Annotated in this window: 25 protein-coding genes and 1 pseudogene; 20 read left to right on the forward strand and 6 right to left on the reverse strand. The window is 42.1% G+C overall.

What is annotated here, in order from left to right; all coding sequences use genetic code 11:
- Window positions 1-111 precede the first annotated feature (111 nt).
- From CD03_RS0108935 to CD03_RS0108970, 8 genes are all read left to right on the forward strand, one after another.
- Window positions 112-1,851, forward strand: coding sequence for a histidine kinase (locus tag CD03_RS0108935; protein ID WP_027293348.1), 1,740 nt, complete (start codon window positions 112-114; stop codon window positions 1,849-1,851).
- Window positions 1,848-3,359: a response regulator gene (locus tag CD03_RS0108940; RefSeq protein WP_027293349.1), complete on the forward strand. Its 1,512-nt coding sequence runs from the start codon at window positions 1,848-1,850 to the stop codon at window positions 3,357-3,359. Before CD03_RS0108935 ends, CD03_RS0108940 begins: the two co-directional genes overlap by 4 nt.
- A 117-nt stretch (window positions 3,360-3,476) precedes the next feature.
- Entirely contained in the window at window positions 3,477-4,853 is a 1,377-nt protein-coding gene (locus CD03_RS0108945; protein ID WP_027293350.1) for an extracellular solute-binding protein, read from the forward strand.
- Window positions 4,854-4,993: 140 nt separating this feature from the next.
- Complete coding sequence (locus tag CD03_RS0108950) at window positions 4,994-5,866, forward strand: carbohydrate ABC transporter permease (protein WP_330377166.1); 873 nt, start codon at window positions 4,994-4,996, stop codon at window positions 5,864-5,866.
- Between the two features lie 11 nt (window positions 5,867-5,877).
- Window positions 5,878-6,711, forward strand: coding sequence for a carbohydrate ABC transporter permease (locus CD03_RS0108955; protein ID WP_027293352.1), 834 nt, complete (start codon window positions 5,878-5,880; stop codon window positions 6,709-6,711).
- A gap of 76 nt (window positions 6,712-6,787) precedes the next feature.
- The gene (locus CD03_RS0108960) at window positions 6,788-7,861 is read left to right on the forward strand and encodes a uroporphyrinogen decarboxylase family protein (RefSeq protein ID WP_027293353.1); all 1,074 of its coding nucleotides are present in this window, start codon (window positions 6,788-6,790) and stop codon (window positions 7,859-7,861) included.
- Between the two features lie 27 nt (window positions 7,862-7,888).
- Window positions 7,889-8,959: a hypothetical protein gene (locus CD03_RS32975; protein WP_044289259.1), complete on the forward strand. Its 1,071-nt coding sequence runs from the start codon at window positions 7,889-7,891 to the stop codon at window positions 8,957-8,959.
- Window positions 8,960-9,093: 134 nt separating this feature from the next.
- Window positions 9,094-9,630 carry a DUF2284 domain-containing protein gene (locus CD03_RS0108970; RefSeq protein ID WP_027293354.1) on the forward strand — a complete coding sequence of 179 codons (537 nt, stop codon included), beginning with the start codon at window positions 9,094-9,096 and terminating at the stop codon, window positions 9,628-9,630.
- Between the two features lie 131 nt (window positions 9,631-9,761).
- On the opposite strand, the gene CD03_RS0108975 is transcribed toward CD03_RS0108970, so the two are convergent.
- From CD03_RS0108975 to CD03_RS0109000, 6 genes and pseudogenes are all read right to left on the reverse strand, one after another.
- The gene (locus CD03_RS0108975; protein ID WP_027293355.1) at window positions 9,762-11,165 is read right to left on the reverse strand and encodes an MATE family efflux transporter; all 1,404 of its coding nucleotides are present in this window, start codon (window positions 11,163-11,165) and stop codon (window positions 9,762-9,764) included.
- Window positions 11,166-11,393: 228 nt separating this feature from the next.
- Entirely contained in the window at window positions 11,394-12,347 is a 954-nt protein-coding gene (locus tag CD03_RS0108980; protein WP_156042840.1) for a GTP-binding protein, read from the reverse strand.
- Window positions 12,322-13,350: a uroporphyrinogen decarboxylase family protein gene (locus CD03_RS0108985; RefSeq protein ID WP_242849071.1), complete on the reverse strand. Its 1,029-nt coding sequence runs from the start codon at window positions 13,348-13,350 to the stop codon at window positions 12,322-12,324. Before CD03_RS0108985 ends, CD03_RS0108980 begins: the two co-directional genes overlap by 26 nt.
- Before the next feature lie 250 nt (window positions 13,351-13,600).
- The gene (locus CD03_RS32980) at window positions 13,601-15,607 is read right to left on the reverse strand and encodes a hydantoinase/oxoprolinase family protein (RefSeq protein ID WP_052377739.1); all 2,007 of its coding nucleotides are present in this window, start codon (window positions 15,605-15,607) and stop codon (window positions 13,601-13,603) included.
- A 323-nt stretch (window positions 15,608-15,930) separates the two neighbouring features.
- Window positions 15,931-16,368, reverse strand: a pseudogene (locus CD03_RS32985) (integrase DNA-binding domain-containing protein); the annotation flags it as partial.
- Between the two features lie 37 nt (window positions 16,369-16,405).
- Window positions 16,406-16,933: a TetR/AcrR family transcriptional regulator gene (locus tag CD03_RS0109000; protein WP_027293359.1), complete on the reverse strand. Its 528-nt coding sequence runs from the start codon at window positions 16,931-16,933 to the stop codon at window positions 16,406-16,408.
- Between the two features lie 141 nt (window positions 16,934-17,074).
- Between CD03_RS0109000 and CD03_RS0109005 the strand changes: the two genes are divergently transcribed.
- The 12 genes from CD03_RS0109005 to CD03_RS0109065 all read left to right on the forward strand — a co-directional run bounded on the left by CD03_RS0109005 (window position 17,075) and on the right by CD03_RS0109065 (window position 26,185).
- On the forward strand, window positions 17,075-17,539 hold the full coding sequence (locus CD03_RS0109005; RefSeq protein ID WP_027293360.1) for a pyridoxamine 5'-phosphate oxidase family protein: 465 nt from the start codon (window positions 17,075-17,077) through the stop codon (window positions 17,537-17,539).
- On the forward strand, window positions 17,539-18,276 hold the full coding sequence (locus CD03_RS0109010; protein WP_027293361.1) for a DNA/RNA nuclease SfsA: 738 nt from the start codon (window positions 17,539-17,541) through the stop codon (window positions 18,274-18,276). The genes CD03_RS0109005 and CD03_RS0109010 overlap by 1 nt, the downstream gene beginning before the upstream one ends.
- A 5-nt stretch (window positions 18,277-18,281) precedes the next feature.
- Window positions 18,282-18,497, forward strand: coding sequence for a winged helix-turn-helix domain-containing protein (locus CD03_RS37155; RefSeq protein WP_242849072.1), 216 nt, complete (start codon window positions 18,282-18,284; stop codon window positions 18,495-18,497).
- 101 nt (window positions 18,498-18,598) lie between these two features.
- Entirely contained in the window at window positions 18,599-19,201 is a 603-nt protein-coding gene (locus CD03_RS32990) for a DUF5714 domain-containing protein (protein ID WP_052377740.1), read from the forward strand.
- Window positions 19,202-19,355: 154 nt separating this feature from the next.
- A complete protein-coding gene (locus tag CD03_RS0109020; protein WP_052377741.1) occupies window positions 19,356-19,661 on the forward strand; it encodes a biotin/lipoyl-containing protein in 306 nt (101 codons plus the stop codon).
- Window positions 19,658-20,623, forward strand: a complete 966-nt coding sequence (locus tag CD03_RS32995) for a CobW family GTP-binding protein (RefSeq protein ID WP_052377742.1) — start codon at window positions 19,658-19,660, stop codon at window positions 20,621-20,623. The genes CD03_RS0109020 and CD03_RS32995 overlap by 4 nt, the downstream gene beginning before the upstream one ends.
- A complete protein-coding gene (locus CD03_RS0109030) occupies window positions 20,616-21,647 on the forward strand; it encodes a lipoate--protein ligase (protein ID WP_242849178.1) in 1,032 nt (343 codons plus the stop codon). The genes CD03_RS32995 and CD03_RS0109030 overlap by 8 nt, the downstream gene beginning before the upstream one ends.
- A gap of 200 nt (window positions 21,648-21,847) precedes the next feature.
- On the forward strand, window positions 21,848-23,203 hold the full coding sequence (locus tag CD03_RS33000; RefSeq protein WP_044289261.1) for a uroporphyrinogen decarboxylase family protein: 1,356 nt from the start codon (window positions 21,848-21,850) through the stop codon (window positions 23,201-23,203).
- A 207-nt stretch (window positions 23,204-23,410) separates the two neighbouring features.
- Window positions 23,411-24,094: a TIGR00266 family protein gene (locus CD03_RS0109045; RefSeq protein WP_027293364.1), complete on the forward strand. Its 684-nt coding sequence runs from the start codon at window positions 23,411-23,413 to the stop codon at window positions 24,092-24,094.
- 261 nt (window positions 24,095-24,355) lie between these two features.
- Window positions 24,356-24,886, forward strand: a complete 531-nt coding sequence (locus CD03_RS0109055; RefSeq protein ID WP_027293365.1) for an RNA polymerase sigma factor — start codon at window positions 24,356-24,358, stop codon at window positions 24,884-24,886.
- Entirely contained in the window at window positions 24,870-25,319 is a 450-nt protein-coding gene (locus CD03_RS0109060) for a hypothetical protein (protein ID WP_027293366.1), read from the forward strand. Before CD03_RS0109055 ends, CD03_RS0109060 begins: the two co-directional genes overlap by 17 nt.
- The gene (locus tag CD03_RS0109065; RefSeq protein ID WP_027293367.1) at window positions 25,316-26,185 is read left to right on the forward strand and encodes a zinc ribbon domain-containing protein; all 870 of its coding nucleotides are present in this window, start codon (window positions 25,316-25,318) and stop codon (window positions 26,183-26,185) included. Before CD03_RS0109060 ends, CD03_RS0109065 begins: the two co-directional genes overlap by 4 nt.
- Window positions 26,186-26,188 lie beyond the last annotated feature (3 nt).

Below are 26,188 nucleotides of genomic sequence, written 5' to 3' on the forward strand. Positions count from 1 at the left end.
ATCAGTTTGGTGGGGCAGTTTTTTTGATTTGATATTCAACAGTTGTAACATTTACCAGGATATTATATGATAACAATAAAAGTACATATTTCGATCAGGGAGGATTGCCCTATGAAAAAGAAAAGATCTAAAAGTATCGCATTCAGCATTTCCATTTTTTTTATTTCCCTAAATGTGGTCAGTTTCCTGCTGTTCTTTTATCTGATCAACTCCCAGTATTTCAAAATAGCAAAGTCTAATATTTTGGAAAATAATCGAATTGCAGCGGAAAATATTAATAAAAATTTTGATGATGTCCGGTTTTATTTAAATGATCTTACGTTAAAAATGTATTCGGATGCAAACCTGAATGATATTTGCAGCCGGATATTCAGAGGGGAATTTGAAAATAATGCCCAGCGTCAATCCCTGGCTTTTGAGGCTGAGAGCCTGTGTTATGATTATCTGCTGTCTTATAATTTTATACATTCGGTAGGTATTTTTCTGGAGGATTCAGCAAAGACAGATATCTATTTGATCAAGAATTACAGCAGTACGACCTATCAGGTACACCGGGCTTACCGGGAACAGGCGCAGGAACAGGTAATCAGAAATAAAGGAGCAATTAAATGCTATGATGTGGGAAAGGAACACAGCATTATATTTGCAAGAACGATTAAGGATTTTAAAAATGTTCTGAAAGATGATCAGATTACAGGGACGGTTATGGTCATGATCCGTGGGCAGTATATCCGGGATATTTTGAAAAATGCAGTTACGACACCGGGTAGTTATGCTATGTTAGTAAATGGGGACGGTGAGGTGACTTATGCTACCCGGGATGATCTTAACGGTCAATTATTATCGGAAGTGGTAAAAGAAGATTCAGATGGCGGTACATCACCACAAATGCTGGAGCGTGAGATTGAATCTCTGGAGCAGAGGCTGGTGATTGTGACACCGGTTCAGGATATCAGCCTTTCTATCAGCTCTTTTAAGAATACATTGATTGAGTTTCTTATTATTTTAGTTATATTAAATTTGATATTAGTGCTTTTGATTTCGAAAAAGTTAACAAAGCCTATGCATAACTTTGTGGATCAGATTCAGGATATTGGAATAACTGACATTGCCAGAAAAGTAGATGCCAGCGGATACAGTGAGATTGAAAATATTGCGGAAGATTTTAATCATATGCTCACGCGGATACAGAACCTGGTCAATGAGAATTATGTCATAAGCCTGAATGAAAAAAACGCCAGGATAGAGGCGCTGCAATCCCAGATTAATCCACATTTTATATTTAATACATTGGATACTATTAACTGGAAGGTGATGTTCCTGGATATGCCGGAGGTTACAAATATGATTACCTGCCTGGGCGACATGCTGAGATATACGACTTATCAGTATGGGAAATATGTAACAGCAAGTCAGGAAATTCTGCAGATTAAGAATTATCTGTATATTCAGGAGATTCGTTATGACCACTCTTTTGAAGCTTTTTATGATGTAGAGGAAGAAGCATTAAAGCAGGTTATACCATGCCTGATTATTCAGCCGCTAGTTGAAAATGCAGTCGTACATGGTTTAAAGGATAAGAAAGACGGTGTACTGGTTATAAAACTTCGTATTGAGGAAAACATGCTGAAAATTATGGTATTTGATAACGGAAATGGTATGGAACAGCAGAAAATAAGGGAGGTATATCAGAGTACGGAAGGAACAATAAAGGAGAGCATAGGGCTCTCTAATGTTAACAAAAGAATCTGTCTGACTTACTCTGTGGAAAAAGGCCTGGAAATAAAAAGCCGTGTGGGACATTATACAAGAATTGAGATTTTAATACCAATTGCGGAGGGAAAAAAATGATCAAGGTTATTGTAGTAGATGACGAGAAAGTCATACGGGAAGGAATCGGGAGATTTGTAAAAGAAACAGAAGGATTTGAACTGCTGCAGACTTGTGAAAATGGAGTCACGGCTTACGATTCAATCCGGGAAAAAAAACCGGATCTGGTAATTTGTGATATTATGATGCCAAAATGGGATGGCATACAGCTGATTGGTGCTTGCAGGGAGCAGGATATTACCTGTGAATTTGTTCTGCTCAGCGGATACAGTGAATTTGAATATGCCAGAGCGGCGATACGTTATCAGGTTCTGGACTATATCAATAAGCCGATCAATCCGGCGCTGCTTAAGAAAATGCTGGAAGATGCACAACGGGTGATCGGGAATAAAAATAAGATCAGGAAAAAATTACAGTCCACGATTTATGATAAGGTGCTGGAAGAGGAAGTTATGTCTGCAGATGAAGAACATATAGAGCAATTGCAGCAGCAGATGCCCCACAGGGTTCTGGCAGTGAACGGATATGACAGCGGGAAAAATGGATGGGATACGGAAAAGGCCAGAATATACTGTGATGAAATTCTGCAAAAGCAGGCATATGAGCAATATATTGTTTACAACAAGAACGGGCTGATCATTATTATCCTGGTAGGGGTAGATACCCGGGAACATGCAATTGAAAAGATCTGGATGGAACTGCTGGCATATGCAAAAGGGCAGGGGGGAAACGCGGCTATGGGAATCGGGGATACCGTATCAGGAATGAGGGAAATACCCATGTCATACAGGAAGGCGAAAGCAGCATTATATGAGGCCCAGTGCAGAGAGGACCGCTGCTGCTTGTTTGAGCGCCTCCCATATACATATAAAAGTCCCGGCAGCATTTATGCCAGGGATATCTCAGTGGTAGAAAGTGCACTTCATCTTCAAAACAGGGAACAGGTACTGGAGTTAGTACAGGAGACTGCAGATCGTTATAAGATATCTCTGCCGCCTTATGTCATTTATTCGTTTGTACAAAAATGTGCAAAGGAAATATGGAATCTGTGCGAAGAAAATACGGTTTTACCGCCGGAATTTGAACAAAAGGATATTTTCTCTCAGTTAACGGCAGCACCGGACACAGAACGGCTGATGGAACGATTTTATTCATTTGTAGTGCCTGCATGCAAGGCATTAGAACAGATTCAGGGGAAGCATTATGGCGGAACAATCGATGAAGTAATCAATTATATTCATTTAAACTATACCCAGGATATCTCTACCCAGAAAATCTGCAGTGTTTTCTATTTTAACCAGAGCTATTTTTCGGCGTTGTTTAAGTCGAAGACGGGCAGCAATTACAATGATTATGTAACAAATTTAAGAATTGCAAAGGCGAAAGAGCTGTTGAAGTTCGGAAATTATAAAATCAGCGAGATATCTGCGATGATCGGATATAACTCATCCAGATACTTTTCAAAAGTATTTCGGGCACGTACAGGGGAATTGCCACAGGAATACAAGAACCATTTTCTGAACAAATAATAGAAAATATAATAGAAGATATAAGAAAAGTGTACCATTTCCTAGAAATTGGTACATTGTTTTTTTTACGGATAAAATCTATATTAGTTATATTAAACAAGTGAAGGAGAGGGTACTATGAAGAAGAGGTTTATCAGCGTTTTATTAACATTGGCACTGGCAGCAAGTCTGACAGCATGCGGCGGTTCAGGTAACAGCGGTTCAGGTAACAGCGGGGCAGGAGAAACAAAAGGAAGTGCGGGAACGAGTTCTGAAAGCACAGAGAAGGTGATAAATGCAAAGGATTCACAGGGAGCAGAATCGTCATCTGTACAGGAAAGCGAAGCGCCGGAGAAAGGAAGCGATCAGCCATTTGCGGGAGAAACGGTTACGGTATATACGCGAAATGTAGATATGGAAGGATGGCAGCCCTTTGTTGATCTGGTAAAAGAGAAAACAGGCATAATCGTTGAGGGAGTGGTTGCACCGACTAATTATCCGGATGTTGTAACGAAACTGAGTTCGATACTGACTGCCGGAGATGATTCTTTTGATATTGTGCATGTGGACGAGTTATTAGGCGTTACATACAGTACAGCAGGCTATCTGGAACCCATTAATGAAATTATTGAGGCTGAAAAAGAAAATTATCCGGCAGATGTTCTGGAACGGATCTGCAAGAGTGCAGATGGAAATTATTATTTGCTGCCCCAGGAATTGAATGCCATGTATCTGTTTATTAACAAAGAGGTATTTGACAAGGCGGGCGCAAAGATTCCCACGAATACAGATGAATTTCTGGAAGCGGCAAAGGCTATGACGAATGAGGAGGCTTATGGATATGGCGCAGCCTGGTCAAAGGGAGGACAGTTATATAATGATTTAATCCGGTGGATGTATTGTTTTGAGGGTGATATATATGATTGGACAAAACCGGAGTCAAAAGAAGCACTGCAGTTTATGTATGATATGCTTTATAAAGATAAAGTGGTATCGGAAGCAGCACTTGGTGACAGCTATGATGCCATGAACCAGAAGATTATCGACAACAAATACGGAATGGTGTTCCAGTGGGCTTACCTGGCAGATGTCTGCGGAGATAAATGGGGGGATAACATACAGATTGAACCCATGCCGGTATTTAAAACAAACCATACTATCGTAGCAGGTTGGCATATGGCAATTAATAAGAATTCTAAAAAAGTGGATGCAGCAAAAGAAGTGCTTAAGGTATGGGCCAGTGAAGAAGGACAGATGTGCAATCTTCAGATGGAAGGTTCTTCTCATGCTAAGGTAATGGCAAAACCGGAGGCTAAGGAAGTAAACCGGGCAGGCCAGGCGCTGGAAGAATATTCGGCAGCAGGTTCGTTAGTTCCAAGACCGATGCCGGCAACGGTAAATGAGCTTATGGAGGTTGCGGAGACCTATGCACAGTCCTATCTGACCAATCAAATGTCTTTGGACGAATGTGTAGAAAAAGCTACTGCAGAGATTCAGGCTCTGGTTGAAGAATAAAAGTAACTGCACTTTATCAGTCCGTTACAGTATTTTACAGGCCGTAAGAATAAAAGGGGGAACACTGCGGGGTTCCCTCTTGGCATCTGCGGCAGGCAGATAGAAAAAGAGGGGAAGGTTGCGGGATGAAAAAAATGTCAATGGGAAAAAAGAGAGTACTGGTAGCCTGGGCACTGGTACTGCCGGCGCTGCTCGTAAGGGGCGCCACCATTATTTATCCGATGATTACTACGGCGTGGTACAGTCTTTTAAATTATAAAATGATCACACAGACAAAGAAATTTGTAGGATTTCAAAATTATGCAAAGCTGTTGAAAGATCCCGGTGTGCAGGAATCTATTCGGTTTACTCTGATCTTTACTATTATTTCCGTTATATTAATTATGACGTTGGGCATAATGCTGGCTTTAGTTTTAAACGTAAAATTCAAAGGGAAAAAATTTTTGCGTTCCATAGTTCTGATACCATGGGCGATGCCTACGATCGTCATTGGTATAGCAGCACAATGGGCGTTTAACGATACTTATGGATTTGTAAATGACCTGTTCTCAAGGCTCAGCCAATCTAATTTTAATTTTGCATGGCTGGTTAATCCTGCAGGTGCCCAGGCGGCGGTTATCATCGTAGATGTCTGGAAAAATGTGCCGTTCTTTGCGATTATGGTGTTGGCGGCATTGCAAAGTGTTTCACTGGAATTGTATGAATCGGCAGCCATGGATGGTGCAGGTGCCGTTAAACGTTTTTTTGCAATTACCATGCCGCATATTAAGCGGGTTCTGATTACCATGGGATTATTTTTTACTCTTTGGCGGCTGACAAGCTTTGATCTGGTCTATGCCATGACCCAGGGAGGACCGGGGGCTAAGACCTCTTTAATTAGTTACAAGATAACGACAGAAGCCTTTAAAAACCTGAACTATGGATATGCATCAGCCATATCAATGATGTTGTTCCTGATCATGGTAATTGTTGCAGGCGGCGGTATGCGTCTGCAGAAAAAGATTGACTACTAGGGGGTGGGAAAATGAAAAAGTCAAAAGGTTATCGGATTTTTATCTGGATTACAACTATGATACTGGCTCTGATCATCTTATTTCCGGTATTCTGGATATTTACATCTTCCATTACGGAAAAAGAATTGCTGTTCACTACGCCGGTTACCTATTTTCCTGAGAATCCTACACTTCAGAACTATTTTACGCTGTTTAAAGAGGTGGATGTCAGCGGGCTAGCGTTCAATACATTGATTGTAGCCGTATTTGCCATTATCGCAACAATTGTAATCAGCATACTGGCTGCGTATTCCTTTGCCAGATTTACATTCCGGGGATCAGGTGCGGCCTATTCAATGTTGGTTTTTTCTGCAATGCTGCCGGTTATTATGACCTTAATTCCCATGTTTCAGACATATAAGACTCTGCATCTCCACGATACCCACCTGGGTCTGATCCTATTATATGTCAGCGGGTTTATACCATTTACCACGATGTCTTTTGTGACCTTCATACAGCAGATACCCTATTCGTTAGAAGAAGCGGCTGCAGTTGACGGGGCAAACGTCTGCACCAAGATATTCAAGGTGCTGTTTCCACTTATGAAGCCGGCAATTGCCACCATGGCAATTATTAATTTTATTAATACCATGAATGAGTTTATGATACCGCTGGTTTTTACCAACAGGAAAGCCACACCGCTGAGTGTGGGGCTGACATTGATTCCAAGAATAAATCAGTATAACGTACCATGGGAGAAAATCAGTGCACTGGCAACTATTATGATGATCCCCATTGTATTATTTGTTATATTGTTCGAAAAAAATATTATAGACGGTCTGACTGCGGGCAGTGTAAAGCAATAGCATATAGTGGGCGTAATGTCCGAAAAATGTAGCAAAGGCAGTAATTAGATGAGATAAAAGTCAGGAGGATGGTATCATGAATGGAAGAGAGCGGGTATTGGCGGTGGTGAACAGAAAGGTTCCGGATAAAATTCCAAAGGATTTAAGCTGGGGATTGTGTCCGGCGCTGGAAGCAGAATTCCGTAAAAGAACGGGATGTGATGATTATTTTGAATACTTTGGCTTGGATATCCGGTTTTTGGATTTTGCACCAACCGAAGTAAAAAGGGATTTCTCGGAATATTATGCGGGCAGAGACCAGGAACCAGGATTTTCTGTCAATGAATGGGGCGTGGGAAGCGGAAAATCCAGGGATACGAATTTACATTTTGAACATATTATCTCCCCTTTTAAGGCCGGCATGACAGAGCGGCAGGCAGAAGAATTTCCGTTGCCGGACTTTTTAGAGCCAAGGAGAAGTGCACATTTTAAGTCTTATGTGGATAAGTGCCATGAAAAAGGGCTTGCAGTGTGCGGAAGCCTGACCCAGACAATTTTTGAAAAAACCTGGGCTATCCGGGGATTTGAAGAAACTATGATGGACATGTTAACAGAGCCGGAGGCGATTACGATATTAATGGAGCGCATCACCCGGATGCGTATGGAGCAGGTAGTACTTATGCTAAAGGCCGGAATAGATGTACTTATGCTGGGGGATGATGTGGGGATGCAGACAGGAATGCTGATTGGAGTGGATACCTGGCGGGAGTTCCTTAAGCCCAGACTTGCACGGATTATTGCGAGAGCAAGGGAGATAACCCCTGATATACCGGTCTTTTACCATTCCTGCGGTAATCCGTGCCAGATTATTCCGGAATTAATTGAGATAGGGGTCAACATTTTAAATCCGATCCAGCCTGAATGCATGGATTTGCAGAAAATAAAGGATACCTATGGAGATAAGCTGGCGTTTTGGGGAGGGGTTAGTGCCCAGACCAACCTTTCTTTTGGTACGCCGGAGCAGGTGAAGAAAGAGGTTAAACGTTGTATTGAAATCCTTGGAAAAGACGGTGGATATCTCATCGGACCCAATCATATGGTGGAGCCGGAAGTGAGCTGGGAGAATCTGATTGCTTTCTTCGAGGCAGTGGAAGAATATGGGGCTTATTAGGGGAGATATCATAAAAGGGGGCTTAAAATGATTCACATTGATAACTTTGATAAGATCAAAAAACGCTATGATGCCTATTGGGCAAAGGAAAATCATGACAGGCCGCTAATGGACATACGGGCGCCGCGATATGATTACCGATCTGTATTTTCAGAAAAAAGAGAAAACCTGTATGATCAGTGGATGGATACTGAATATGTGGTTAGAAGAGAGAGGGCACTTCAGGAATCCTTATATTTTGCAGGAGAAGCATATCCATTGGTATGTCCGAACCTGGGACCTGACGTATTCGGAGCATATTTTGGATGCGGCATTACTTTTGGGGAAGATACCAGCTGGGCATCCAGCCATGTTGAAAAACCGGAGGATATTGATGTAAGCTGCATAAAGGAAGACAATATCTGGTTTCGTAAGACTGTGGAACTGACGAAAGCGATGCTGGATGACAGCCGTGGAGATTATCTGGTTGGAATTACAGATATCCATCCGGGATTAGATGGGCTGGTATCATTACGGGGACCACAGGAATTGTGCTTTGACATATTTGAAGAGCCGGAGCTGGTACAGAAATTGAATTTTGAAATGTGCATGCGGTTTAAGGAGGTATATAACAGTCTGAATGATATTCTGCAAGAAAAGCAGCAGGGGAATTCCAACTGGATGGGGATTTACCATCAGCAGGGCTGGTATGTGACATCCTGTGATTTTGGAGGAATGATTTCTGAAGAAATGTATCAGAAATTCGTGATTCCTGAGTTAAAAGAAGAAATCGGGTTCCTGAAACATACTATTTTCCACCTGGATGGACCCGGCGCATTACGGCAGCTGGACAGCCTGCTGGAGCTGGAGGGGCTGGATGGCATTCAATGGGTATACGGAGCTGGTCAGCCTACGGCGGCTTACTGGATTGAAACGCTGAAAAAGATACAGAATGCGGGGAAGATGATCCACATCGATATTGTTAAGGAAGATCTGCCGGTACTGTTGGAGCAGTTAAGGCCAGAGGGTGTATTATACCGCATGAACTGCAGTACTCCTGAGGAAGCGGATTATCTGATAAAGACAGCCGGGGAATACAGAGGCAAAAAAGTATTTTAATGGAGAAAACATAAAAATTCCCTTGCTTTTATGGGCTGCTTTGGTACAATAAGAATAACAAAGAGGGAAACACAAATAACTGTTTTCCCGGATAATGAGTCTGTAAAACAGACGATGACAATGGGGGATTTTACATGAGAGATCTGGAAGAAGTATTAAGCAAATGCAAGGAAGCGGGGGTACACGAGGCAGCGGTGGTACCTGTGGAGAAGATTGTATTTTCGGATGAAGTGAGAGAAATGTGCGCAGTCAACCAGTGCGGGCAGTATGGGAAGACCTGGGCATGTCCTCCGGGGGTGGGAACAGTGGAGGAATGCAGGGAACGGGCTATGAAATACAAAAACGTGGTAGTTTTTTCTACGGTTTCCAATCTGGAAGATTCCTTTGACTGGGATGGGATGATGGATGCGAAAAAAAGGCATGAAGAGGTGAGTAAAAAGGTAAGGGAAATCTTCCTGGAAGACAGGGATGATATCCTGATGCTGTCATCGGAAGGGTGCCAGAATTGCAAATCCTGTACCTACCCGGATGCACCGTGCCGATTCCCGGATCAGATGTTTCCCTCAGTGGAAAGCTTTGGAATCTATGTGAATAAAGAAGCCTCTGCGGCAGGGATCCATTACATAAACGGCGCAAATACAGTGACTTATTTCAGTAATATATTTTTTTAAATCAAGAAAATGCCTGAGAAGATGAATCAGGAGATTATATAAGCCCCCGGAGTATTGGATAAATCGGATACTTCGGGGGCTTATAATAATATGGCACTGCAGATAAATGAGTGCCTCATTAATCATTCATTTTAAGCAATTGGTGTTGCTTCTTCCAATCCTTTCTGAAGCCGTGTAAGTTCACGCATTTCCCGGATCAGGAAGTAAATGCAGACAACCGCTGCAGCCGCATCTGCTATGGGGCCGGCATACATTACGCCGTCGATTCCCAGGAAGATAGGAAAAATGACAAAAAGCGGAAGCAGGAAAATAATCTGTCTGGTAAGGGACATGAATACACCCAGTACGGATTTCCCAATGGAGGTAAAGAAATTGGAAGTAACCGGCTGTATGCCATTTATAAAAGTCAAAAACAAAAAGATTCTGAAATACCGTTCCGCGAATTTAAAATAGGTCTCGCTTCCGTTTCCAAAGATGGAAATAATCTGCCGTGGGAAAAACTGAAAGCAGAGGAATGCCAGAATAGAAATTAGCGTTGCACTGAAAACTGCCAGTTTATAAGTCTCTTTGACGCGTCCGTATTTTTTTGCACCGTAGTTGAATCCTACAATGGGCTGGGTTCCCTGAGAGATACCGATGACAAGCGCCATAAAAATCATATTTACTTTTATGATAATACCTGCGCAGGCAAGGGGAATTTCGCTTCCATATATAGATCTTGCACCATAATAGGAGAGCACGTTGTTCATGACAATCTGAGTTACGGTCATGGCAATTTGATTAAAACAGGCGCTGGCTCCAAGGGCAAAAATATTTCTGCAGTATTTATACTTTAGCTGAAAGCTTTTGCGTGTCAGTGTAATATTATGAAAATGGAATGCATATTTTACGCTGATGCAAAAGGAAATGATCTGTCCGATTATGGTTGCAAGAGCTGCGCCAGCCATACCCATATCGAATACAAAGATAAAGATAGGATCCAGGATGGTATTGATAACGGCGCCAACCAGCATGGAGGTCATGGAATATTTAGGACTGCCGTCCGCCAGGATCAGTTTACTGATTGCAGTGTTGATAATCAGAAATGGAAATCCAATGGAGGTAATCCGGGTATAGGTCTGGGCATAAGGAAGAACATCATCCGTGGCACCAAAGAATTTCAGCATGGGAGTCAGGAAGATTGTTACAATCACAAAAAGTGCGATTCCACATACTGCCATCATGGTGATTGCATTTCCAGCGGACTTTGCCGCATCATCCTTCCTGCCGGCACCCAGTTCCAGTGAAAAATTGGAGGCGCCGCCGATACCTAGCAGCAGAGCAATTGCAGTGCAGGTAGTGGACAATGGAAAAGCAATGTTTGTTGCGGCGTTTCCTAAAACGCCCACACCCTGCCCGATAAATATCTGATCCACTATGTTATAAAGTGCGGTAACCAGCATGGAAATGATACAGGGAATGGCATATCCGGTCAAGAGCCTGGATACTTTACGATATCCCAGGGGATTATTTGCTTCTTGTGAAACTGGCTTCATTTTGGTTCCTCCTTTTTCTTTTGTTTTATCATAATATCTCTGAATAGCTGTGATTAACACAACTTCTCCATAGTATTCCCGGACTTTTACCGTTGGATACCATATAAAAGGCTGGAATTAGCGGGATGTGAGATTTAGTGTTTAAACCGAATAGGTTATATGATAAAAATTGCGCACGCAAATAACCGTTTGCGTGCGCAATTAGTATAGAACTTATTTCAGAAAAAGTCAAGATGATACTTTTGGCATTCCGACAAAATATTCCTTTATTTTTTTACGGTTGATGTCTTTTCCAATAATATTCAGCAATGCATCGCGGGGATGGCAGGAAGTGACGAGTAATTCGTTTGCGGAACAATTCACTTCGTAACAATTGCCGTCCAGAGTGGGAATATAGCCTTTTATGCGGAGTATATAGCCACAGCGCCCACTCATAATCTGTTTCAATGCATGAAGGAGGTCTGCCTCATTCTGACAGAAATCGGCAAGGGTAGTGCTGGAATAGAGGCGGCTGTGGTCAAAGCGTTTCTCTTCGTGCCAGTGAGCCTGACAGCCGACATTTCGAAAACTTTCAAAATCATCATCCGTAAAATCAGACCAGTTTTTGATACAGACGTCCGTTCCAAATATCCGGTCACTTTTGTAATGCTTCATGAGATCATTTAAATCTGCAATAGAAGATAAAATCTCTTCGGGAGTTACATTCCCCGTTTTACTTAAAATTACCTTTCCGGTATTCAACAGCTGGGAATACATAATATACATTGCTTCCTCGGACAGGTCAGTCAGAGGATGCGGATCAGCAATGGTCAGAATGCTTCCCACCTTGCAGCAGGACTGGACGGCAGGACTGTTCACAATATCAAAAAATTCGTCCATATTATATATGCCAGAGGGTTCCACAATAATATGGGAGCAGCCTTGATGGGACAGTTCCAGTAGCATATCATGAAAATTGACTTTCTGGGAACAGCAGATACAGCCACCTGTAAGCTGATTGATTTTTAACCCCCGGCCCTGGAGAAAAGCGGTATCTACCCCGGCAGCACCAAATTCGTTTTCTATAATTGTCACAGATTCCCCGATGCGGATCAGGTAATCGGCATAGTATTTAATAAATGTAGTTTTACCGGCGCCTAAAAATCCGGTGATCAGATCAATAACGGCCATAAGTTTTTGCAATATCTACCATGCGCCTTGCCCGGTCAAATGAGGCATTGGCGGGGTATTCACAGCCGGTCGCCAACATAAAGCCGCCGCCTTTTGCCATGGCATCAATGTTGTTTTTACATTCCAGATCCCACTCCTCATCGGTTCCGATAACCGCACTTGCAGGAGTAACGCAGCCGATCAGGGTAACTTTCTCGCCATATTTAGCTTTGCATTCCTGAAAATCTGCACAGTCATCCGGCGGATAAAGGAAGGAGATTGCCGTGGGATTCATTGTTTCTATCTGAGCGTCAAAATATATTTTCTGTCCGCAGTTGTGAATCATTACCAGACATTCTCTGGCATGAACCACATCAGCCAGTTCTTTTACAAGATCCCCTTCCATTTCCATCCACATGGTTTTACTCATAATTGCCCCGGATGAGAACAGCGTGTCGAACATAATACCGTTGACTCCGGTGTCCATAAGTGCGTTGCAGTAATCCTTCAGGGTTTCATTTACTTCCCTCGCAGCGTCATGTACGGCATCCGGATCGTCATAGAGATCCATATACATATCCTGCTGGTTACGGAGCATGGAAAGCGTTCCCAGTGGACCGAAGACAAAAGCGACCACCGGGTATTCGCCGTTAGCAGCTTCTACCAGTTTCTTACAGGTATCAATGTGCATCATCATACGTTTTGATGTACGGTAATCCACTTTTTTTATCTTGGCATAGTCCTCGATTTCCTGAACGACACAGTTGTTGTAATTAGGATGTGCCGCTTCGTCCTCCGGATAGACCAGTTCCTGTCCCCATGCATCACATTCAATGGAGAGGTCAATGAGTGTTACGATACAATCCAGGTCAAATTCTTCCTTTGCTTTTAACAATGCTTCCGCACAGATATCAGCATCGTTGGACCAGTCCTTGTAAGATGCACCGATCAGCCTTCTGGAAGCTCCGCTGATGATGGGATAAACCGGTACCCGGTCTGGTTCTTTGTGCTGCAATGCAGTGACTACACGTTCCATAGAATTCATAATAAATACCCCGCTTTCTATTTGTTCCGGTTCAGGTGCTCTATCCAGCTGTGATTACGCTGGTAACAGTACTCGCCGTTTCATTTTCATGAGCAAAGTATAGAATATTTCAAAACAAATTTTTAGAAAAAAACATAGAAAATTTGTAAAAAATATGGAATTCATACTGAAATGATAATATAATATAAAGGGTATAACTTTGGATTATCGAAAAAAATTACTAAATACAATCATTAAAAGGTTATAGGGAAATAATTCTGCCTATGGCATGGCCCACAATCATTTCACCCAGGAATAAGTTGTTTTCCCCAATTGCAGCCTCAGAAATGCTGCTTTCGTAAGATGTTGTGATTTGTCCTACAGCCCCTCTCTGGTAAGCTTCTGATCTGGCGCCATCCAGTGCTTCTTCAATGGCTGTTTCCCTGGCGGCATCGTAATCTTTAAAGCTCAGGCATCCGCTTCGCGTGAAGACCTGGTAACCGGTCAAATCGGATGAGTCGTAAAGTGGTTTGATCTCTACATCGTAAGATGCAGATACATTACCTACCACGGCACCCAGTGCATTTGCTACGGCTGCATTTCTGGGAATGACGGCTTTTGTGCCCAGCAGTTTTGCCACGTCCTCTAAGAAGATGTGGATCGGGGCACCAACGCCAATCAGCGTAGCATGGGTCTGAAACTGTGTGGAAAAGAAACTGGACGTTTCATGGGTTACGGCATCTTCGTAGCTTTCTTCAATCAGGCTGTTCAGCATATCCGGGTTCAGGTGTTTATGCTTTGTGGAATTATGGTCGCTTAGCAGGATGCGTACAAGGTTGCAGTAAAGTTTCTTTTTTACCAGATGGTAGACTTTATCGGTCAGACGGTCCGCTGTAATCTCCACGGAGCGGGCTATGAACTCTGCGCCCAGCACGGAAGCCTTCCGGTCAAAGGGCGTGTAGTCCTTTCGGATATGCATAATATCAGTTGGAGTAAGACCGGAACGCATGACAATTCCTTCCTGTTCCAGCCGTTTCATACTGAAGTTATAAGTATCCTTATGAATGGCGGCGGCCGCTTTTGTAAAAATCAGGGGACCATCTGACAGAGCAGAGCAAAAGTCCAGTTCTACCTGTGTGTAGCTGCTTTTGTTCCTGGGTTCTTTCATTAATACAAAGAACTCGTGGAGGAAATGGCTGTGGGGCTTGCCCGTCTGATTTAATTCTTCCAGCTGTGCCAGCACGCCAGGGAACTGGGAAGAAAGGGTACAAAGGGGGATAACCCGTTCCGTATCCAGATAGAGCCTGCCGTTTTCATAGCGGATGGCACTGTCGCCGCCCAGGCCGAAAGTATCTACATACAGGCCCTTCACAAAGGTTTTATAGATCCCGATCTGGATTCCTTCCCGGACGGTAACGGGGGTATGGTTTTTCACAATGGCGATATCAGAAGTCGTACCCCCCATATCCACGATCAGGGCATTTTCTTCATCCGCCAGTTCCACGCCGCCCATTACGCTGGCAGCCGGACCGCATAACAGCGTTTCCACCGGCCTTGTGGAGGCAAATCCCTGGGACATGAGGGAACCGTCGCTTCTAACAATTACGATAGGAAGAGACAGCCCCAGATTTTCAAGTGAAACTTTGATTGCCTTGAAAAATTCCTTCATTACCGGCATTAGGCGGGCATTTAACAGGGCACTGGCACCCCTGCGCAGGACGTTAAGGTCATGGAACAGTTCGTAACCTGTAATACATGGGACATCCAGTTCCTCCGTAATAATCTGAAGAGCCGTTTTTTCATAAGCAGCACCGTTGTCTTTGGGATGAATCTGCACCACGGCTATGCTGTCACAATCGGTAAAACAGGTGCGGATATCCTGGCGGAATTTGACCCAGTCCGGCTTTATCTCAGGGCGCAGTGCATCAGCCGGATCACCATCCATAAAATATATTTCCCGGGAGGGAGGCAGCCCGTAAGAGAGATAAGTCTCATCTACCGTTCCGGGATTCACCCCGATAAATACCAGCTTAGCCCGTCCGCCTTTGCCTTCCACGCAGGCATTAGTGGCAAGGGTTGTAGACAGTGCCATAAACGATGCAGACTGAAGAGCTGTCTGTGATAACTTTTCCAGTACATTTGTTATGCCTGTTTCCAGGCGGCTTTTTGTCGTCAGGGATTTTGCGCTTTCTAATATCTGTTTGTTCTCCAAATCATAGATGACAGCATCTGTATAAGTGCCCCCTGTGTCAATGCCAATTCCAATCATGATAATCTCCTCCATTCATAAGTGTGTTTAAAATTCATTCCTGCATCAGTAAGCAGGGTTAAGTTTGTCAGGATGTATATAAACCTGATCCTAAACGGAATCTGCTGTTTCTACATATATTATAGCGTTTCCGGCAGCAGGGATATTTTCATAATTTTGGATTTTTAGTAAAATTTCTATGAATCTAAAATAAGATTTTGATTATCTCTTTATAACTTTTTATATGTCCCAAAATCCTTATTCTATAGGCTTTACAGGCATTTTTGCTATCCGTAGATACTTAACATTTCTTTTCATAAATTCTCATGTTTTGCCTTTGAAAAGGAACGCTTGTAATTGTTGATGGTCTGATAGGCGTAGCCGTTCTCTTTCATTCTGACAGCCCATTCTTTAGCGTCTGACGGTTTTATTGTGTCAATGCTCCTTGCGCCCAGTTTGTCCGCTTTTAGTATCTCCATGAGCTGTTCACGCTGTTTCTGTGTGCTTTTCTTCACGTTGCCCCTCTGGGCGTTCTGTTTGGCATAAAGCTGGCACAGCGTCATTTTCTTGCCTACAGCGTCTATGCCGTCCTCAAGGTCTTTGCGTATCTCCGCTTCTTTTTCCCGAATAGATACACAGTCACGCTTTCCTTTCGGCACTCTGTCCGTAGCCACCAGTTTCCATGAATATACCGATTGCTGTTCTCCAAAGTTATCTATGATTTTCTCAAACTGTTTCCGTTTAATTCCAAATCGCCCAATGCCTGATTGACTTCTAGGAATAAAATATCACAATGTTTTCAAATATGTTATTTTAATGTTATAGCATTGGTTTAAAATCAGACGGTAAAATTTGTAGAGATTTTCTAGCTAAAGATTGGGGATTAATCTTCATTTCAGAGTCAAACCATAATAAAAAAGTATTGAATATTCCACCTGTATGATAATATATTTCAAAATTATCTCTTACATTGGTTGGATTGAGATTCGGATTTTGGATAGCAAAAAAATTATTAAGAGATTCCAATAATAAATACGATAAACTATTTTTATGTAAGCAGAGTAAATCATCTTTATATAATAGGAATTGTTCAAAAATATTGATTAAATGCTGTTCAATATTATTATCAGTTTTGTTAGAAATACAATTTTCAAGGATCTGATAATAAAAAAATTTGATAATATCTTCTTTACAGTTGAAATTGCGATAATATGTTGAACGGTTTACCCCTGCTCTTGCTGTTATTTCACCTATTGTAATTACATTAAACGGTTTATTATGCAGTATCAAAAGAAATGCTTCTACAATATATCCTTTCATAGTTTCTGAAATTTTATTTTTTTTCATTAGCAACAATACCTCCTGTTTTGTTGCAATTAAAGGTTATAAACTTGACCAATTCATCTTATTTAGATATAATCCAAGTGCAACAAATGTTGCACTTACTATATTATATTTTTAATTATATGTCAAATGGAGGATAAAAAGATGTTTAAAGATTTAAGACGTCAAGATAGGGTTTTGAGTAGTGAAGAAGCAAAGGCAATCCTCAAAAGAGGAAAGTTTGGTGTTCTTTCTGTTATTGGAGAAAATGGCTATCCTTATGGAGTACCTGTTCATTATATCATGTTGGAAAATTCTTTATATTTTCATTGCAGTTCAGCAGGTGGACATAAAGTTGATGCTTTGAAGAATAATCCTAAAATATGTTTCACGGTTATAGAAACAGAAGATGGAATAAAAAGCCAAAGTGTGATTTTTTTTGGTACAGCCAATGAGGTTAATGAAAAACGAAAAATGGTCTTAGAAAAACTTGTAGAAAAATTTGTTCCAGAAATTGCATGGGAAAATGCGAAGCAGGGAATACCACATGCCCTTAATAATATATTTGCCTTTGAATTAAATATAGAGCATTTATCAGGAAAATGGATTGATAAACCAGAAGGACGCTAATGTATTCATTTACCACTCCACTTCAAGAAGGAATAATTTTGAAACGAAACAGTCAGTTTACAATGGATGTTTTATTAGATGATAAGATTGTGAAATGTCATTGTCCGACAACAGGGCGTATCGGTGATATAGATGTAAAAAACATTTCTTGTTTAGTATCTCAAAGTAATAATACTAAAAGGAAATTACTATATACTGTGGAAGCAATTTCTTGTGATGAACTTGATACAAAAGAAAAGAACTGGATAGGTATAAATCAAATTTTATCAAACAAGTTAGTGGAATATTTTTTAATCACTCATCAATTAGGCAATATGATTTCTGGATATGAAAATATAAAACGTGAAGTTCCTCTTGGAAATTCCAAATTAGATATTCTTGTTGATAATACATACATTGAAGTTAAAACACCATTAACTACAATTCATGCAAAATATGGAACAGGTATCAAAACGAAGCCAATTACACCTTTTTCATCTACAGAGCGTTTTACAAAACACATTAATGCGTTAGCCAATTTATTAAAAGAACAAGAGAGAGCAATTTTGTTGACTGTTTACCAATACAAAATCACTTGCCCCAAATCACATCAAAAAAGCACACACTACAGAGAAGTGTATAATGCAATGAGCAATGCTATTGAAAAGGGAGTAGAAACATGGGATATGGAATTATCGTTTACACCGTACGGTGTTTCGTTGATTAGATGTGAAAACACATCTCAATTACTAAAATAATTTGTTTGTCTGAAAATTTAATCTGTGTTCCCTCTATTCTTACAGAGCAAAGCCATGAGTTTTCCATAGACCCATTTACTAGAATCTTTACGAATAACAAAGGACAAGAGATATATCTGACTGCTAAAAAGTTTGACCTGTTCTATTTCCTGTATTCGCATCGAGGGCAGGTATTCAGCAAAGAGCAGATAATCAGCTTTTCTGTTTTAAATTTATCTTAAATCTAAAAATTTTCCCAATAATCCAGGTTTTTTACTTTTTTAATCAGGACAGTGAGTTTATAATAAATACAGAAAGGGCAGCATAGCAGTACGCGTGCTATATGCAAAGGGTAAAGTATATGGGAAATTACAGTGAATTAGATATTTATTATGATAAGATGACTGAGAAACTAATTACATATTATGAATCAGATGAAAACAAGACAATCTGGGAGCTGGCGGAAGAACTGATGGATCTTGATGGACTTCCCATGCACTGCCCGCCCCACCACTATCTCATGCCGGGGGTGCTTTTAACCGCCTGCCATAAGGAAGAAGGGGATGAGACAGAGATTCTTAAAGAGGATTTAAGGGAAGCGCTGTCCAGAGCTAAAAATGTACTTGGCGGGTTTTGCGGTCTCTATGGCTCCTGCGGTGCTGCAGTGGGAGTGGGAATCTTCCTGAGCATTTATACCCAGACAACACCACTGTCTAAGGGAACCTGGGCATGGACCAACCATGGAGTAGGCAAGGCTCTTCTTGCTATCTCCGGTGTGGACGGACCCAGATGCTGCAAGCGGAATACTTACCTTGCTTTAGAAAGTGCGGCGGAAAGTATCCGGGAGTACCTTGGGATTGAACTTGAAAAGCCGGAAAAGGTTACTTGCAAATACTATAAAAACAATAAAGAGTGTAAGGGAAAAGCCTGTCCATATTTTGAGTAGGCATTCCAGCCATCTGCACACCCCGCTTCGCGGTATATTAGCACCAAATTCAGGTTACATAGCCCGCTGTGTGCTCTTCATTTGGTACTTATCTCTAACAAAGTGTGGCGCAGTTGTTATCAATCAATTTTAATACACGTTCCAGGAGGATATTATGTCAAGAATTGAAATAACCGTACCGAAAAAGGCAATGCCAAAAAAGGATCCGGTGCACCCATGTCCGTGTCAGGACCGCCCGGTGAACCTGACTTTTAAAACGGGTACGCTGACCTGGCTGAAAGAGGTAGGGGAAGCAGTTGAAGAAGGGGAGACTGTATGCGAGGGAGAAGTTGAAAAAAAGGCGTTGGAATTTACGGCACCCTGCAGCGGTATCCTGTGTGAGATTTGTATCGAAGATGAAGAAGAGTTTGCATTCCAGGAGATACTGGGCTATATCGAGGATGGAAAGGAGCAGGAATGAAAAAAGAGATTGATTTATATCTGATATCAGGATTTCTGGGGGCGGGAAAGACAACCTTTTTGCAGAAACTCCTGCAGGCATTGCCGGATAAGAAGATTGGAGTCATTATTAATGAATTTGGGAGCCTGGGAATTGATGGCATGCTGGTAGAAAAAGAGGGCATTCAATTAGTAGAGATCAACAACGGCTCTATTTTCTGTGCCTGCTTAAAAGGGGGATTTGTAAAGACGCTCATTGGATTTTCTAAGGAAGAAATTGATATCCTGCTCATAGAGAATTCAGGAATGGCGGATCCTTCCAATATGCATTTACTGTTGCAGGAGATGGAAAGTATGGTGAGCCATTCCAGGGAAGATTCTAAATTCCGCCCCTATCAGTACCGTGGAGCAGTCTGCATTACGGACAGTGTTACGTTTCTTAGGCATGTGCAGGTATTGGCACCGGTGCAGAACCAGATTGCAACCAGTAATTTTATTGTGATTAATAAAGTGGACCTGGTGAACCAGGTGACCATTGAAAAAATAAAAGAGAAAATCCATGAATTAAATCCGGAAGCATACTTGTATGAAACGATGTTTGCACAGGTCCCGCTGGGGCTACTGGATGAAAAACTGATTGATAACGGATATGTGGGTGAGACCAGTAATCAGCCATGGAATCGGCCGGCTACTTATTCCCTGGAATGCGGGACACAAGTAAATAAGACAGCTTTAGAGCAGTTCGTGAAGGAAATGCAGCCCCTGGCATTGCGGATCAAAGGTATCGCAGAAACGCAGGAGGGATGGATCCAGGTAGATTCCGTAGGGGATTATCTGGACATAAAACCTTTTAAAGCCGGTAAAAGGGATGTGATCACGCATACAAAACTGGTAGTCATCGGCAATGGACCGGAGGAATTTGAAGAGAGACTGGAAGATACCTGGAAATCAACCTGTATGGAAGCGTGTGAGATATATGAATAATGATACCAGGCAGTTAGGAAATGGGATGTTGTATGTGGAAAGTCCATTTACAGACCCCTATAAAAATCTGGCGTTGGAAGAGTATTTGTTTTATCAAAACATAGCAGGGAATCCGGATGCTGACATTCTGATGTTATGGCAGAATGAAAACAGCATCATCATTGGCAAGCACCAGAATACTCTGGAAGAAATAAATGAAGAAGCAGTAGAGAAGCACGGCACAAAAGTAGTGCGCAGAAATACCGGAGGCGGAGCCGTCTTCCACGATCTGGGGAATCTGAACTTTTCATTCATTACCACTGCGAATGAGGAAGTGGATATATCCTATGAGAGATTTCTGAACCCAGTCATTCATGCATTGCAGGCATTGGGAATTCCGGCTGTGAAAAGCGGCAGAAACGATATTACCGCAGATGGGAAAAAGATATCCGGCAATGCCCAGGCTCAGCATCGAAACCGGATACTTCATCATGGTACGCTTTTATTTGATGCAGATCTTGCCATGGCAGGGGAACTCTTAAAGGTCAGTCAGGACAAGTTATCTTCAAAAGGTGTGAAGTCGGTGAGAAGCAGGATTGGAAATATAAGGGACTACCTGAATGATCCCCGGATGAGCGTACTGGAATTTCGGGATTACCTGCGCACATATTTTGAAAAGGAAGCAGGAGGGATCACAAGGGTAACAATTACACCGGAGATCATTGCCGCTGCGGAAGAACTGGCACTTCATAAATATGTCTCCAGGGATTGGAATTACGGCAGGTCCCCTATGTTTAACCACAGAAAAGAAAAGCGGTTTACAAATGGAAAAGTGACGGTGGAGATGCTGATAAAGAAGGGCAGGATTACCGAATGTAAAATCAGCGGTGATTTCCTTGCACTCTGTCCGGCCTCTGATCTTGAAGATCAGCTAAGGGGTTTGGAATACAGGCGGGAGGCGGTGGAAGGAATTTTGGACCACACACCTCTTGTAAAGTATTTTGGCAATATTACAAAAGAAGAACTGATGGAGTGTTTTTACTAAAATAATTACCAAATTACTATGATTATTTCAAAAAATATTTTGACATGCTGATATAATGAGTGTATGGTTGATGCCGTTAATCCGCAGGCGGCATCAGAGCGTATGAAGCGCACAACTGTCAGAAAGGATTTTCAAATACATTCTGACAGACGGTATAATGGAACAGTAGACAATAAATAACAAAAAGGAGAATGAATAGAATGAATTCAAGAGAATTAGTATTTCGTGCGATGAAGTGCGAAGAAGTTGACCGTATACCCTGGGTTCCTTTTGTAGGATGCCATGCAGCAAGTCTGATAGATGTAAATTGTGAGGAGTTTTTTAAAAGCGCAGACCATATCGTAAATGGTGTATTAAAAGCAGTAGAATTGTATCAGCCGGATGGCATTCCCGCGTTATTTGACCTTCAGCTGGAAGCAGAAGCAATGGGATGTAACCTGACGTATGCAAAAGATAACCCTCCGGCAGTATCCAGCCATATCTTAGAGCAGGGTAAGACCTTGGAAGATTTGAAGATTCCTACAGAGGAAGACGGACGTTTCCCTATAGCGATGGATGCCACAAGACGTATTGTGGAAGCAATTGGTGATAAATGTGCAGTTTACGGATTAATCACAGGTCCGTTTACCCTGGCACTTCATTTAAAAGGAACCGACATCTTTTATGATATGTTAGATGAACCGGAAGAAGTGGAAGAATTGATGGAATTCTGCCAGAAGGTAGCAATCAATACTGCTAAAATGTATATTGACGCTGGTGTGGATATCGTGGCAATCGTAGATCCTATGACATCCCAGATTTCTCCGGATAACTTCGAAGAATTTGTAACGCCTTATGTAACTCCTGTATTTGATTATATCCGTGAAAGAGGAAAATTAGGCTCCTTCTTCGTATGCGGAAATGCAAAACGTAATATTGAAGCGATGTGCCAGACCCATTGCGACAACATCTCCATTGACGAGAATATTCCGTTGGAGTACGTAGTGGAAACCTGTAAACCATACAATGTATCAGTTGGAGGAAATATCAAGCTGACGCTGACCATGCTGTTTGGTACTCCTTATGACAACGTGCGGGATGCTACAAACTGTATGAATATCGGTGGCAAAAAAGGATACATTCTGGCTCCTGGCTGTGATATGCCTTATGCAACCCCGGTTGCCAACGTTCAGGCTGTTACCAGCACTGTGCACGGCAATATTGAAGAGATTTTTGAAGGCGAAGACGTTATGGCTGGCGTAGACTATGAATTACCGGTTTATGCAAGTGAAAAACAGGTTATTATAGACTGTATTACACTGGATTCTGAATCCTGTGCTGCATGTCAGTACAATATGGAAGCAGTTTATACTGCAGCTGCACCACTTGGTGATAAAGTAAAGATTATCGAGCATAAGATCAAAGAAAAAGAGGGCGTTGCCTGTATGATGAAATTAGGTGCTAAGAATGTACCGACGATCTGTGTGGACGGCGAAGTGAAATACGAGAGTATTCTGCCGGATAATGCGGAGCTGACCGCATGCTTCCAGGCGGCAGTGGATAAAAAAAGCTGTTAATATTCCATAAAGTGTGGCGTAAAGCTGTCAGAAGACAGTTTGATAACACGCTCTGAGTAGAAGATAAGTGAGAGCTGCTCCCCCGAATGAATCTGGGGAGGAGCTCTTATTTTTATGGAAATTTATATCCGGACATGGTAAACTGGTTGGGAAAGAGAAGATAGAGAAGATAACTGCAATTTTATATTATATAAGGAGGTCAAAGGTATGGAATACAGATTGATAGGAGAGGTTATGCCGGCAGTTGAAATGCGCCTCAGACAGGGAGAAGCAATTTATACCCAGTCAGGCGGCATGTCCTGGATGAGCGAAGGAATTGAGATGTCTACAAATGCCCGTGGAGGGATTATGAAAGGATTGGGACGGATGTTTTCCGGGGAGTCCTTTTTTATGACCACTTATTCTGCCATGCAGGATGGCGTCACCATAGGGTTCTCGGCTACGGTTCCGGGAGAAATCCTGCCTGTGGATTTAAGTACATATGGAAGCCTGATCTGCCAAAAGGGTGCATTTTTGTGCGCACAGAACGTGGTGGATGTCAAAGCTGTCTTTACGAAAAAAATGTCAGCCGGTTTCTTTGGCGGCGAAGGATTTATCCTGCAGGAAATGTCCGGAAATGGCATGGCATTTTTAGAAGTGGACGGTAATAAGGTGGAAAAGGTGCTGGCACCAGGCGAAGTTCTTAAGGTTGATACCGGCAATTTAGTGGCATTTGAGAACACAGTGCGGTATGAGGTGGAAATGATGCGCGGCGGTATGAATATTTTCCTGGGTGGGGAAGGCCTGTTTATTACAAGGCTCACAGGACCTGGAAGAGTCGTGCTGCAGACACAGAATTTTTCGGAATTCGTGGGCAGGATACGAACTTATATCCCGAACCAGAGCAGCTGAAGCTGACAGGAAGATACAGAGAATACAGAGAATAAAGATAATTCAGATGATACAGATGATACAGATAATACAGATAATACAGAGACAAAGCAGCAGTTATGTTATTGCAGATGAAAGCCCCGGTTTTTCTGCTGTTCCAAGGAGTTTTGGAACAGCAGAAGATATCCGGGGCTGAATTTATGAAAATATTTATGAAAATAAATGAACCTCTAAAAGAGTTGTGACGATTATATAATAGCAGGGTAAAAAGGAGGTGTGGATGTGCTTGCAGATCAGGTAGAGGTTTTAATTGAACAATATGGAACGGATATATACCGGTTTTGTTCCAAACTATGCAGAAACAGGTCAGATGCGGAGGATTTATATCAAAAGACTTTTTTAAAAGTTCTGGAACTTTCCATGGAATTGAACCGGGATGGAAATCCGAAAGCATTTTTGTTTTCTATTACAAATGGACTGTGGATGAATGAGGTCCGTAAAATGGCAAGGCACAGCCGGATTGCACCAAGTGTTTCCCTTGATGATGACAATGAAAATCTGGCGGCTGGCCAGGTTGATCTGGAAAGTGAAGTACTGGCACGAATCAGAGATGGAGTGCTGAGAAGGATCATGGAGGAGCTGCCGGAGAAATTCCGGATACCGGTTATTCTCTATTATACCTGTGATGTTTCACTGGAGGAGATCAGTAAGATTATGAAAAAACCCGTCGGTACTATAAAGAGCAGGCTGCATAAAGCCCGCAGTATCATTAAGAAAAGATTGGAGGAACAGGGATATGAATATGAAGGATAATAATAGCCAGGATAATCGTAGCCAGGATAATAGCCAGGAATATGAAATCCGGGATAATCAAGAGCCGCAGTTAGATGACCCTTTGGGACAAGGGATTAAAAATGCCATGGCTTCTTATGAAACACCGGATGAGAATCTCAATAAAATCCTGATGAGGCAGATCCGGGAAAAAGAAGCATATCTAAAAGAGCCTTCCGGCGCCAGAACCATATCACTGTGGTATCTTCCCATGCTATTAAATGGACTGCTATTTGGCATGCTGGCTTTTCTGGGGTACTATCTGATTCCAAGCGTGTTACTGGCAAAGCTGGTTATGAGTATCTGCATCTACATGGCAATAGCAGGTGTGGCGCTCACAGCTGCAGGTATGTGGTTTTGTGATTTAAAAGAAAAGATGGTTCTGGTATTTGAAAAAGGAGGGAACAAGTCATGACTTCTGATAAAAAGAAAAAGTATATGATCATTGGGATTGTGGTTTTATTTGCAGCAATTGTGATACGGGCCGCAGCATGGGGAATGAAAGAAGGGATAGGAGGCATTAGTTTACTTGCAGCCGGCCTTTTGATTGTAGGGCTTCTATGTGCTCTTCTGGTCTATGTGTGCATCTGTATCTGGATCTACCGGGATTGTGCAAAAAGAGGAGAGAATGGACTGCTTTGGATGATCATCGTGTTCATTGCAACTCCCATATTAGGAATAATTATCTATATGATTACCAGGGGGGAAAACAGGATTTTGTGCAGGTATTGCGGATATCGGATCAAGGCGTCAGCCAGATATTGTGAAAACTGCGGGGAAGAAAACCCGGGACGTCAGGAGGAAATGGCAGTGCAGAAATCAAGTAAAGGCTTTGGATTTATGATAGCGGCTATTCTGTCAGGAATCCTGATGATTGGATGTTTTATTTCCTTTGTCGTCCTTGCATTCACCACAGATGATTTCCTGGATAAAAACACCTGGAATACTGGTATTATCATGGCATCCATTGAAAATAAATGGGGAGATGACTGGAACTTAAGCTTTAAATATGCATCGGAGGGATTCCGCAAAAGTGCAAAATTCCGGATTGATGATAATCAGGCAGTGCTGCACGCCCAGATCAGCTGTGAAGAGGGTCAGCTGCTCATGCATATTATTCAGGATGAGAAAGAAGAAATAATTGATGTGAGTAATTTAAAGGAGCCCCTTGTATATCCGCTTACAGAGTATCAGGCGGGAAAGATCCAGGTTGTGCTGGAGATTAACGGGGCTAAAAATGTGAAGTCAAAGATTGAGATGGAAAATCCCGGCGACAGCTGAACC

Source organism: Robinsoniella sp. KNHs210 (genome assembly GCF_000686105.1).
Classification (GTDB): Bacteria; Bacillota; Clostridia; order Lachnospirales; family Lachnospiraceae; genus Robinsoniella; species Robinsoniella peoriensis.